This window comes from Pseudomonas sp. GM74, from assembly GCF_000282455.1.
Lineage (GTDB): Bacteria > Pseudomonadota > Gammaproteobacteria > Pseudomonadales > Pseudomonadaceae > Aquipseudomonas.
The window spans coordinates 1-12387 of sequence record NZ_AKJG01000049.1; the positions used below are offsets into that span (position 1 = coordinate 1).

The 12387-nt window shown below is 62.9% G+C and carries 9 protein-coding genes; 5 read left to right on the plus strand and 4 right to left on the minus strand.

What is annotated here, in order from left to right:
- Positions 1–531: 531 nt before the first annotated feature.
- From PMI34_RS16570 to PMI34_RS16555, 4 genes are all read right to left on the minus strand, one after another.
- On the minus strand, positions 532–2127 hold the full coding sequence (locus tag PMI34_RS16570; RefSeq protein ID WP_008049256.1) for a DHA2 family efflux MFS transporter permease subunit: 1596 nt from the start codon (positions 2125–2127) through the stop codon (positions 532–534).
- Positions 2124–3221, minus strand: coding sequence for an HlyD family secretion protein (locus PMI34_RS16565; protein WP_008049257.1), 1098 nt, complete (start codon positions 3219–3221; stop codon positions 2124–2126). The genes PMI34_RS16570 and PMI34_RS16565 overlap by 4 nt, the downstream gene beginning before the upstream one ends.
- A 96-nt stretch (positions 3222–3317) precedes the next feature.
- A complete protein-coding gene (locus tag PMI34_RS16560; RefSeq protein WP_008049261.1) occupies positions 3318–3731 on the minus strand; it encodes a cupin domain-containing protein in 414 nt (137 codons plus the stop codon).
- 44 nt (positions 3732–3775) lie between these two features.
- Positions 3776–4528 carry an SDR family oxidoreductase gene (locus PMI34_RS16555; protein ID WP_008049263.1) on the minus strand — a complete coding sequence of 251 codons (753 nt, stop codon included), beginning with the start codon at positions 4526–4528 and terminating at the stop codon, positions 3776–3778.
- A gap of 259 nt (positions 4529–4787) precedes the next feature.
- Here PMI34_RS16555 and PMI34_RS16550 point away from each other — a divergent pair, with 259 nt between their 5' ends.
- The 5 genes from PMI34_RS16550 to PMI34_RS16530 all read left to right on the plus strand — a co-directional run bounded on the left by PMI34_RS16550 (position 4788) and on the right by PMI34_RS16530 (position 12305).
- On the plus strand, positions 4788–6377 hold the full coding sequence (locus PMI34_RS16550) for a winged helix-turn-helix domain-containing tetratricopeptide repeat protein (RefSeq protein WP_032829598.1): 1590 nt from the start codon (positions 4788–4790) through the stop codon (positions 6375–6377).
- A 265-nt stretch (positions 6378–6642) separates the two neighbouring features.
- Complete coding sequence (locus tag PMI34_RS16545; RefSeq protein WP_008049266.1) at positions 6643–8016, plus strand: glutamine synthetase family protein; 1374 nt, start codon at positions 6643–6645, stop codon at positions 8014–8016.
- 7 nt (positions 8017–8023) lie between these two features.
- Positions 8024–9415 (plus strand): aldehyde dehydrogenase family protein, encoded by a 1392-nt coding sequence (locus tag PMI34_RS16540; protein WP_008049269.1) that lies wholly within the window; start codon positions 8024–8026, stop codon positions 9413–9415.
- A gap of 3 nt (positions 9416–9418) precedes the next feature.
- Positions 9419–10579 carry an iron-containing alcohol dehydrogenase gene (locus tag PMI34_RS16535; protein ID WP_008049270.1) on the plus strand — a complete coding sequence of 387 codons (1161 nt, stop codon included), beginning with the start codon at positions 9419–9421 and terminating at the stop codon, positions 10577–10579.
- A gap of 163 nt (positions 10580–10742) precedes the next feature.
- A complete protein-coding gene (locus PMI34_RS16530) occupies positions 10743–12305 on the plus strand; it encodes an amino acid permease (RefSeq protein WP_008049271.1) in 1563 nt (520 codons plus the stop codon).
- The last annotated feature ends 82 nt before the right edge of the window (positions 12306–12387 follow it).

The window sequence follows — 12387 nt, forward strand, 5'->3', positions numbered from 1 at the left end:
GCCTGATCGAGAATCGCGTGGCCGCTGATGGTTCCGACAAACTGATGCAAAACCACATTGCTGAAGGCGGTTCGGATCGCCTGATCGAAAACCGCGTTGCCGAAGGTGGCTCCGACCGTCTGATCGAAAGCCGCGCCGTCTGAATGCAGTGCTTTACCGCAACACTCAACGAAAAGCCCGGCCTCAACCAGGCCGGGGCTTCTTTGCATCCTTACAACCTTAAACCAGCGCAGCAACTGCCGCGTTGAAGGTTGCGCTTGGGCGCATGGCCTTGCTGATCAGCTCGGCGTCGGCATGAAAGGTTCCTCGATTTATAGTGGGGTGTAGCAGCTGCCGAGCACCGCGAGGCTGCGTTCGGCGGCGTAGCCGTCGTAAACCCTAAGCGCACGATCTGCCTGACACACCGCACAATCTGATTTTACGACGGCTGCGCCGCCGAACGCAGCCTCGCGGTGCTCGGCTGCTGCTACAAAGGTTGCGCAGGCCACAAACAGAAACCACGGCCTCAACAGCCGGGCTTTTTCGTGTGGGTCATGAATGCGCCCGTTGTTCACGCACTTTGGCGGATCGCGAGAGGCCAATCTTGATGCCAACCAGGATGGGCGCGGCAAAGACGAACAGCAAGGCTACGGCGAAGAATGCCGTATCAAAAGCAATCACCGTAGCCTGACCTGACACCGCTTTGCCCAGCAGGCTGGTAGCTGCCCGGCCAGCGGCCACCTGATCCATGCCCTTCCCCGCCAGCATCGTAGTTGTGGTCATCAGCCGTTCGATGAGCGCATGTCCTCCCGGGGTGACGTTGGCGCCGAGGACCACGCCGTTGCTGACAACCTGATGGTCGATCAAGGTCTGTAGCCCGGCGACGCCCATCAAGCCACCCAATTGCCGCCCCGTATTGAACAGGCCGACTCCACTGGCCAGGTTGCGGCTGTTGAGGTGACTGAAGGCGATCAACGTGATCGAAAGAAACAGTAAGCCAAGGCCCAGGCCACGCAACAGAATGGCCGCCATCATGTCGTCGCTGCCGCTTTCGCTGGTGGAGCCTGACAGCATCCACATCGCCCCCATGATCAGCAGGATGCCCAAGGGCACGGTCGCCACCGGCGGCACGCGGCGCACCTTGAACAGATAGGCGGCGATGAGCAGCGAACCGACAAAAAAACCGCCACTGGGCAACAGAAGCAGACCGGCATCGGTCGGTGTGAAGGCGAGTACCGACAGGGCGAACGCCGGGATCAGATAGGCGCTGCCGAACAGGGCGGCACCGGCGACGAAGCTGACGCAAAAGGCAAAGGTGAAATCGCTTGTTTTGAACAGGCTGAAATCGAGCAACCCCTGGCCGTTGGCCAAAACCTGTTGGCCGAGAAAGGCCAGCAGCGCGGCGCCGCCGATCACCGTCATCACTAGAATGCGCGGTTCCTCGAACCAGTCCCAGCGGCTGCCCTGGCTGAGCACGTAGGTGAAACAGAACAGCGCGGCACCGATCAGTGCACAGCCGAGCCAGTCAAACGAACGTTGCCGGCCCCTGGCGAGCATGGGATGGTCAGCAATGAGCAAGAGCCCCGTCGCCGCCAGGGCCAGCGGCACCACGCTGAAGAAGATCCAGGTCCAGGACTGGCTGTCGATCAACCACCCTTGCAGGGCCGGTGCGAGGGTGGCGGACGCGACCACGGCCGCCATGGCGAACAGGGCTTGCAGGATCGGCTGAAGCGCGCGCGGATAACCGCGAAAAATCAGCACCTGACCCGCCACCAACAAAGTACCGCCAGCGAAGCCTTGCAGGATGCGCAGTGCGATCAGCAGCTCCAGCCAGGCGGTAATGGCAGCCACGCAGCACGCCAGGCCCATGACCAGGGTGGCGCCAATGATCACGTTGCGCGCAGAAAACCGCTGCATCAGCCAAGGGGCGAGCATGAACCCGATCAGCTTGAACGCGATGTAGCCGACATCCAGCCAGGCGAACTCGTCAGGCGTGGCATAGGTGTCGCCGATGATGTCGCTGCGGCCGAGGGCCAGCACGGTGCTGGCGATCGCTTCCGTCAACGTTGCCAGCACGATGCCCACCATGAGCAGGACGCCGTTCGTCGTCCTGGCGCCGCTCGGTGTGGCGCAGGCAACGCGGCTCATGAGCCGGCCCCTTGCGAAACCTCTACCCGCGCGGACAGGCCCGGCACGATGCGCCCCGGCAGCGGATTGTGGGCCAGGCGGATCTTCACCGGCACGCGCTGCACGACGCGCACAAAGTTCCCGGTGGCATTGTCGGGCGGCAGCAGGCTGAACGCCGAACCACTGCCCGGGGCAAAGCTGTCGACCACGCCATCGAGTGCCGCATTGGGGTAGCCGTCGACCGTGACGCGCACGGGCTGACCGGGGCGAATATGTTCGAGCTGGGTTTCCTTGAAATTCGCCACGACCCACACATCGTTGACCGGCACGATATCGAGCAGGGAAACGCCCGGCGTTACGAAACGGCCGAGGCGAACCTGACGGTTACCGACCACGCCATCCACCGGCGCATGCACCACGGTATGGTCGAGATCGATCCGGGCGAGATCGCGCGCGGCCTGTGCTTGCGTCACGGCGGCCACGGCAGCCTCGCGCTCGGCCACAAACACCGCGATGCGTTGCTGTTGTGCCTCGACCGTTGCCGAAGCGGCCGAAACCGAGGCCACGGCTCTGGATTGCGCCGTACCGGTTTCATCGACCAGGGCCTGGCTCACCGCATTGCTGACGATCAGCTTGCGGCTGCGGTCGTGGGTCTTGGCCGCCAGGCTCATGTCGGCGGTGGCCGAGCGCCTTTGCGCTTCGGCCTGCCTGATCAGCGCATGCTGAAGCTGGATCTGCGCATCGACATGGGTCAGGCGCGCCTGGGCGGCGCTGACATTGGCCTCGGCTTGCGCAAGTTTGGCGCGATAGTCGCGGTCATCGATACGAAACAGCACATCACCGGCACGCACGGTCTGGTTGTCTTCGACCTCTACCGTCGTGACATAGCCGGCGACCTTGGCGGCCAACGAGGTGACATCCCCGCGGACATAGGCGTTGTCGGTCGAGGTCACGCCACTTGAAAACGCCATGGCGCCCCAAACCGCCACGACCATCAAGGCCGCGACGCACAGCAACAGGCCGATGGTCTTGCGCTTGCTGCGCCGCGCCACGACCACAGGTGCTGCGCTACTTGCACTGGCGGCAATGGCAGCCTTGTCCAGGAGCGAGTTCATTTTTCCATTTCCTGTTCAGTGCCGAAAACTGACGCAGCCACTGGGCGGCAGGGTCTGCCGCCCGGCTGTCGAGCTTTCATGAGCGGGTTGATCGGCTCACTGCTTGATGGGCGTTACGAGTACTTTTTCGTCGGTGTCGAGGACGAACACCGCCAACAGGCGTGCAGGTTGGGTGTCGCTGGCGTTGGCGCTGACCAGGTGCACGGAACCCGGCTCCTCTACGAAGTTCTCGCCGACGTTGTAGACCTTTTCCGGTTCGCCTTTGACCTTGATGCGAAACGAGCCCTCCAGCACCGTTGCATAGATGAAGGCCGTTTTCGGATGGGTGTGGGCCGGCGACGCGGCACCCGGCCCATACTCGACGACCACGCCCCTCATGCTCTTGCCGGGGATGTTGGGAATCGGACGGTCGAACACCACCGTCACCTTGCCGGGGGGCGGCTCGGCGGCCGATGCGGCGCTGATCGAGAGCACGGCGAAGACAGCGGCCATCAGCAATCGGGTAACCATGGGATTTCTCCTGGATTGGTAGGGAAATATGAGGGTGCGATCCGTTACTGCGCCGTCGACCGGGCCAGCCATTCGTCGAAGCGGATCGCCCCCAGGCGTGCGTTCTTGCCGGTGACCAGCGATTGATCGTCGAGCACGGCGCCGAAGTAACGGGCATGTACATCCGGCACAACCTTGCGGTTGTCCTGGGTCGCCCGTAGATAGCGCCTGGCCAGTTCGTCGATCGGCATGGTTTCCGGGCCGCCGACTTCAACGGTGCCATTGAGCGGTGCAGCCAGTACGACATCAGCCAACGCCGCCACCACGTCATCGGACGCTATCGGCTGGATCAGCGCCGGCGAAGCATGAATTTCCTCGCCAACGGCGAACGACTGAACAATGCCGCCGGCAAACTCGGAGAACTGCGTGGCACGCACAATGGTGTAGGGAACACTGGATGCCTTGATAAGGGCCTCCTGCGCGACCTTGGCCCGGAAATAACCGGTATCGGGAAGCCGTTCACTCCCGACAATCGACAGGGCAACGTGATGACGAACCCCGGCAGCGGCTTCGGCGGCCAGCAGGTTACGGCTCGACGTTTCAAAGAAATCGAGAACGGCCTGGTCTTCCCACGACGGCGCGTTCGCCACGTCGACCACCACATCGGCACCATCCATCGCTTCGGCCAGGCCTTCGCGGGTGATGCTGTTCACGCCCGTGCTGGGGCTGGCGGCAAGCGCGTCATGGCCGCGTTCGCACAGGGTGTTCACAAGCTTCGATCCGATGAGGCCGGAGCCTCCGATGACGACGATCTTCATGACTTTTCTCCACTTGTCGACTGCAACCATTGCGTCGGTGTAGAGAGATTGCCTGCGCGCACCAGGCAAGTCCTTGCGCCGGGCTTGGGTTTACCTTGGCGAGCGCTTGGATTTATGTCCAAGGCTACTGAGGCTCCTCCAGCCTCCCTCGCCGCGGACGGTGCAGTGGGTGTCGAGCTGCCGTATCATCTGCCTCAGTTACCAACCGCCAGCCGCCTGGGACACGGAGTTGAGGGCGCTTCGCCAGGGGATGCTCAACTTGCCATTTACGTTTGAAGATTACGTACTCGATCAGGAACGCCGGGAGCTGACCCTGCGCGGGCAGGTCGTGGCCGTCGGACCGCAGGTCTTCGACCTGTTGCTGCTGTTCGTCAACAATCCTGATCGCGTCGTCAGCAAGGACGAATTGCTCAAGGCGGTGTGGAGCGGCCGGATCGTTTCGGAATCGACGATTACCAGCCACATCAATGCCGTGCGCAAGGCCATCGGCGATACCGGTGAGGAGCAGCGCCTGGTACGCACCGTCGCCCGCAAAGGCTACCGCTTCGTTGGCCGGATCAACGGCGACTTGACCGGGGAAGCACGACAGCCTGATATCGATGAACGCTCGACCGTTGCCGCGCAACACCCCCCCTCCCCCATGCTCGTCCTCCCGGACAAACCCTCGATCACCGTCCTGCCGTTCCAGAACCTGAGCGGCGATCCGGAGCAGGAATACTTCGCCGACGGCGTCGTGGAGGACATCATCGCCGCCCTCTCGCGTATTCGCTGGCTGTTCGTGATCGCGCGCAATTCGAGCTTCACCTACAAGGGCCAGACGGTGGACGCCATGGGCGTTGGCCAGGAGTTGGGCGTTCGCTACGTGCTCGAAGGCAGCGTGCGCAAGAGCGGGAACAAGCTGCGCATTACCGGGCAACTGATCGACGCGACGAGCGGGACGCACATCTGGGCGGAGCGCTTCGAAGGCCTGCTCGACGACATCTTCGAGCTGCAAGACCAAGTCACCGAAAGCGTCGTCGGCGCGATCGCGCCGCAACTGGAACGGGCGGAAATCGAACGCGCCAAGCGCAAGCCGACGGAAAGCCTGGATGCCTACGACTACTACCTGCGGGCCATGGCAAAACTGCACAGCGGCAGTCGGGAAGCCATCGAGCAAGCGCTGCCGATGTTCTACCAGGCCATCGAACTCGATGGGGAATTTGCTTCGGCCTATGGCATGGCCGCCTGGTGCCACTTCTGGCGCAAGCTCAATGGCTGGATGACCGATCGGCCTGCAGAAATCGCCGAGGGCATACGGCTGGCGCGTCTGGCAGTGACACTCGGTCGCGATGATGCCGTCGCGTTGACCCGGGGCGGACATGCGCTGGCTCATCTCGCCGGCGAAGTCGACGCCGGCATTGCACTGCTCGACCGGGCGCGCCTGCTCAATCCCAACCTCGCCCCCGCCTGGTTCCTGGGCGGTATCCTGCGGGCGCTGCACGGTGAATCAGACGCCGCCATCGAGCATTTGAACCATGCCGTTCGCTTGAGTCCGCTGGATCCGGAAATGTTCAGGATGCAGGTCGGAATGGCGCTCTCACATTTCTTCGCCGGGCACTTCGATACCGCTGCGGACTGGGCGGAAAAGGCCCTGGGCAACCTGCCCAGTCTGCTGGTTGCGGCGGCATTGGTGGCGGCCAGTCATGCACTCGGCGGTCGAATGGATAAAGCGAATCTGGCGATGCAGCGTCTGCAAAAGCTGGATCCCTCTTTGCGCCTGCGCACCCTCAAGGACTGGCTGCCCATTCAACGGCCTGAGGATCTCACCCGCTTCGTCGATGGATTGCGCCTGGCGGGATTGCCGGAGTAAAGGCAACCACCCTTGACCTGTAGGAGCGAGCTTGCTCGCGATGGACTCAAGAGCACCGCGAACAACCTGCAAACATGCGTAATCGTTAACGACCATCGTCGGATCGCCGCCCGGAGCAAGCTCGCTCCTACAATTGCAACGGTAGGCTAAGCTTTGATCAACTCGTTGCTCATGATGCTCGGTTCTGCAGGTTTTTGGTTTTTCTGGAGAGCGTCTGCAACAGCTATCCCAGACTGGTCCAAACCTTTCACGCAGGATTGCCGTGATGACAGAGCCCCTCCTCAGCTTTGATGAACTCAAGCGCGCCGCGGCTGCCGGCGAAATCGATACCGTGCTGGTCTGCATGGTCGACATGCAGGGACGCCTGGTCGGCAAGCGATTCCAGGTCGAGTTTTTCATCGACAGCGGCCACGAAGAAACCCACTGCTGCAACTACCTGCTGGCCGACGACATCGACATGGAACCGGTGCCGGGTTACGCCGCGGCCAGTTGGAGCAAGGGCTACGGCGACTTCGTGCTCAAGCCCGACATGTCCACCCTGCGGCGCGTGCCCTGGCTTGAATGCACGGCGCTGGTGCTGTGCGACGTGCTCGATCATCACCATCGCCAGGACCTGCCCCACAGCCCGCGGGCGATTCTGAAAAAACAGGTCGAGCGTCTGCGCGAGCGCGGCTATACCGGCATGTTTGCCTCGGAACTCGAGTTCTATCTGTTCGATGAGAGCTACGAGGCGATCCACCAGCGCAACTATCACAAACCGAAAACCGCCGGCCATTACATCGAGGACTACAACATCCTGCAGACCACCCGCGAAGAGCCGGTGCTGCGGGCGATCCGCAAGCACTTGCAGGCCTCGGGCATTCCCGTGGAAAACTCCAAGGGCGAATGGGGCCCGGGCCAGGAAGAGATCAACATCCGCTACGCCGATGCCATGACCATGGCTGACCACCACGTCATCATCAAGCACGCCTGCAAGGAGATCGCGCAGTTGCAGGGCAAGGCGATCACCTTCATGGCCAAGTGGCGCTACGACGCCGCCGGCTCCAGCAGTCACATCCATAATTCGTTGTGGGACAAGAACGCGAAGAAGCCGCTGTTCTTCGACGCGAAAGCCGAATTCGGCATGTCGAAACTGATGCGGGCCTGGGTCGCCGGGCAGCTCAAGTACGCCAACGACATCACCTGTTTTCTCGCGCCCTACATCAACTCCTACAAGCGCTTCCAGGCCGGCACGTTTGCGCCGACGCGGGCGGTCTGGAGCCGCGACAATCGCACCGCCGGCTTTCGCCTGTGTGCTGAAGGCAGCAAGGCCATCCGCATCGAATGCCGCATCGGCGGTGCCGACCTCAACCCCTATCTGGCCTTCGCCGCGCTGATCGCGGCAGGTTTGGCGGGTATCGACGAGAAGCTCGATCTGGCACCGCCGTTCGAAGGCGACGCCTACCTCGACGAGCATTTGCCGGAAGTGTCCAAGACCCTGCGCGAAGCGAGCGCCGCCCTCAAGGCCTCCGCCATGTTGCGCGAGGCGTTCGGCGATGAGGTGGTCGACCATTACGTGCACACCGCCGAGTGGGAACAGAAAGAGTACGACCGGCGAATCACCGACTGGGAACTGCAGCGCGGCTTCGAGCGCTATTGAGAACATCATGACTGCGAAGGTGCAATTGATCTCCCCGGTCGATGGCCGGGTGTACGTCGAACGAGAGATGGCCGATGCGGCGCAGGTCGAGCAGGCGCTGACCGCCGCTGCCAGCGCACAGGCGGCATGGCAACGCCGCTCACTGAGCGAACGCGCAGCATTGTGCAGCGCCGCAGTGGACGCGATGTTGTCGATGCAGGCCGACATCGTGCCGGAACTGGCCTGGCAGATGGGCCGCCCGGTGCGTTATGGCGCCGGCGAACTGCGCGGTTTTGCCGAACGTGCCCGGCACATGATCGCCATCGCGCCGCAAGCGCTGGCCGCTGTAGAGCCGGAGCCTGTGGCGGGTTTTCGACGCTATATCAAGCGCGAGCCGCTGGGCACGGTGCTGGTGGTCGCGCCGTGGAACTACCCCTATTTGACGGCGGTAAACACGATCATCCCGGCGCTGATGGCCGGCAACAGCGTGATCCTCAAGCATGCGTCGCAGACGCTGCTGGTGGGCGAGCGTTTCGCCGAGGCCATGCGCCGCGCCAATCTGCCGGATGGCCTGTTCCACAACCTGCTGCTCGATCATCGGCAGACCGCCGCGATCATTGATTCGGGCCGGGTACAGCAGGTCAACTTCACCGGTTCAGTCGATGCCGGCAAGGCCATGGAAAGCGCCGCCACTGGACGCTTCATCGGCGTGGGCCTGGAGCTCGGCGGCAAGGATCCGGCCTACGTGCGGGCTGACGCCAACCTCGAGCATGCGGTGGAAAACCTGGTGGACGGCAGTTTCTTCAATTCCGGGCAGAGTTGCTGCGCCGTGGAGCGCATCTACGTCGACCAGAAAATCTTCCCGGTGTTTGTCGAGCGCTTCGCCGAACTGACCCGCCAGTACGTGCTGGGCAACCCGCTGGACGAAGCCACCACCCTCGGTCCGCTGGTGACACCGGGTGCCGCATTTTTCGTTCGTGGCCAGATCGCCGAAGCGCTGGCCCAGGGCGCGACGGCGCTGATCGATTCGCAGGCCTTTACCGCCGACGTGCCGGGCAGCGCCTACCTCGCGCCGCAGGTCCTGGTCGATGTCAGCCATCAAATGTCAGTCATGCGCGATGAAAGCTTTGGCCCGGTGGTTGGCATCATGCCGGTGGCCAGCGATGACGAGGCCATTGCCTTGATGAACGACAGTGAATTCGGGCTCAGCGCGTCCATCTGGACCCGGGACCTCGCAGCAGCCGAACGCCTGGGCAACCAGATCGCCACCGGCACGCTGTTCATGAACCGCTGCGATTACCTGGACCCGGCGCTGGCCTGGACCGGCATGAAGAACAGCGGGCGCGGCGTCACCCTGTCGCCACTGGGTTACGAGCACCTGACCCGGGCCAAATCCTTTCATCTGCGTCACGAGGTGTAGACCATGAACCTGACAGGAAACTGGAGCTACCCCACGAGCGTTCGTTTCGGTGTCGGGCGCATCGCCGAACTGGCCGAGGTCTGTCGCAGCCAGGGTATCCAGCGACCCTTGCTGGTGACCGACAGCGGCCTGGCGCGCGCACCGATCACCACGGCGGCCCTCGACGCATTGCGCACCGCCGGCCTTGGCGTGGCGCTGTTTTGTGACCTCAAGCCCAACCCGGTCGAAGCCAACCTCGCCGGCGGGCTCGACGCCTGGCGTGCCGGCCAGCACGATGGCGTGATCGCTTTCGGCGGCGGCAGTGGCCTGGACATGGGCAAGCTCATTGCCTTCATGAGCGGCCAGACCCGCCCGGTCTGGGACTTCGAAGACATCGGCGACTACTGGACCCGCGCCGAAGACAGCCGCATCGCCCCGGTCATTGCCGTGCCGACCACGGCGGGGACCGGCTCGGAAGTCGGTCGCGCGGCGGTGATCATCGACGAGCGCACCCACACCAAACGCATCATCTTCCACCCGAAAATGATGCCGCGCGTGGTGATCAGCGACCCGGCCCTCACGGTCGGCATGCCCGCCAAGATCACCGCCGGCACCGGCATGGACGCGTTGTCCCATTGCCTGGAGGCGTACTGCGCCCCCGGTTTTCACCCCCTGGCCGATGGCATTGCCGTGGAAGGCATGCGCCTGGTGGCCAACTCTCTGGTGAAGGCCGTACACACGCCATCGGACCTTGAGGCCCGCGCGCAAATGCTCGCGGCGGCAGCCATGGGCGCCACGGCATTCCAGAAAGGCCTGGGCGGGATGCACGCGCTCTCGCATCCGGTGGGTGCGCTGTACGACACCCATCACGGCATGACCAACGCCACCTTCATGCCCTATGTCCTGCACTTCAATCGCTCGGCCATCGAGGAACGCATCACCCGCCTGGCGGCGTACCTGCGCCTGCCCTCCCCGGGGTTCGACAGTTTCCTGGCCTTCGTCCTCAAGCTGCGCAAGGACATCGGCGTGCCCCATACCCTGGTTGAACTGGGCGTGGATGACCGGCAGGCCGACCTGATCGCGGACATGGCGATTGTCGACCCTTCGGCAGGTGGCAACCCACTGCCCTTGACCCGGGACGGAGTGGCAAAGATTTTCGACGCTGCACTTCACGGCCGTCTGTAGGAGCGAGCCTGCTCGCGATGGACTTGTGGATGACGCGGGGTGTCAGGCTCCCCGCGTCATCGTTGACGTTCATCGCGAGCAGGCTCGCTCCTACAGAAAACCAAGGTCGAGCCTACGGCGGCTCAGTTCGGCCTGTCCAAAACCTGAAAAGGGGCACACAACAATGAACCCAACAAGCCAGCCGGGCACCGAAGCGCACGACGATGACGTCAAGGTGCTGCACAGCATGGGCTATGCCCAGCAACTCTCACGACGAATGGGGGTTTTCTCCAACTTCGCCATTTCCTTTTCGATCATCTGCATCCTCTCGGGTGGTATCAACTCACTGGCCCAGGGCACCTCGGGCGCCGGTGGCATATCCATCGGGATCGGCTGGCCGATCGGCTGCCTGATCTCCGGGGTATTCGCCATGGCCATGGCGCAGATTTCCTCGGCCTACCCCACCGCCGGCGGCCTGTATCACTGGGGCTCGATCCTCGGTAACCGCTTCACCGGCTGGCTGACCGCGTGGTTCAACCTGCTGGGTCTGGTCACGGTGCTGGGCGCGATCAACGTGGGCACCTATTACTTCTTTTTCGGTGCCTTCGGACCGGCACTGGGCATGGAGGACACGACCACGGTCCGGGTGATTTTCCTGGCAATCCTCACGGGCCTGCAAGCCTTGTGCAACCACTTGGGTATCGGCCTGACGGCCAAGCTCACCGACTTCTCCGGCTACCTGATCTTCGCCACGGCGCTGGCGCTGACCATCGTCTGCCTGATCTCGGCACCCAGCTATGAATTCGCGCGGTTGTGGACCTTCGGCAACTATTCCGGCGAAGCGGGCGGCAACGTCTGGCCGCAGGTCTCCAACGGCTGGGTGTTCATGCTCGGCCTGCTGTTGCCGATCTACACCATCACCGGCTATGACGCCTCTGCGCATACCTCCGAGGAAACCCGCAACGCGGCCATGTCGGTGCCCCGCGGCATGGTCATGTCGGTGGTCTGGTCGTTGCTGTTCGGCTGGCTGATGCTCAGCGCGTTCGTGCTGATGCTGCCGAACATGGACGAGGCGGCCAAGCAAGGCTGGAACGTGTTTTTCTGGGCCATGAACACCCAGGTCAACCCGACCTTGAAACTGGTGCTTTTCGTGGCGATTTTCATCTCGCAGGTGCTCTGCGGACTGGCCACCGTCACCTCGGTTTCACGCATGATCTTCGCGTTCTCCCGGGACGGTGGCCTGCCCTGCTCCAAAGCCCTGGCCTCGGTCTCGCCGACCTTTCGCAGCCCGGTGGCGGCGATCTGGACCGGTGCCACCCTTGCCGTGTTGTTCGACTGGGGCTCGTCGGTGATCTCGGTCGGAGCAACACCGGTCTATACGATCGTGGTGTCCTGCACGGTGATCTTCCTGTTCTTCTCCTTCGCCATTCCCATCGTGCTCGGCCTGTTTACCTACGGGACGTCGAAGTGGCCGACCATGGGGCCATGGAACATGGGGCGATTCTGGTACTCGGTGTTCGCCATCCTCTCGATCCTGTCGATGATCATCATTTTCGTCATCGGCATCCAGCCACCGAACGATTGGGCGCTGTACATCACCATCGGTTTCCTGGTGCTGACGGCCATCGTCTGGTTCGGTTTTGAAGCCCGGCGCTTCCAGGGGCCACCGGTGGGCGACATGATCGTCAAGCGCCAGGCTGAAATTGCTGCGGCGGAGGCGGCGTTGAATAAACAAACCGGAGTTTGATGGCCGCTGCGTGCATTTTGTCCAGTCCTGAATCAGGTTCACGCCTGCTTCAGGACTCGCCCCCGGTACCCACGTATCTCCC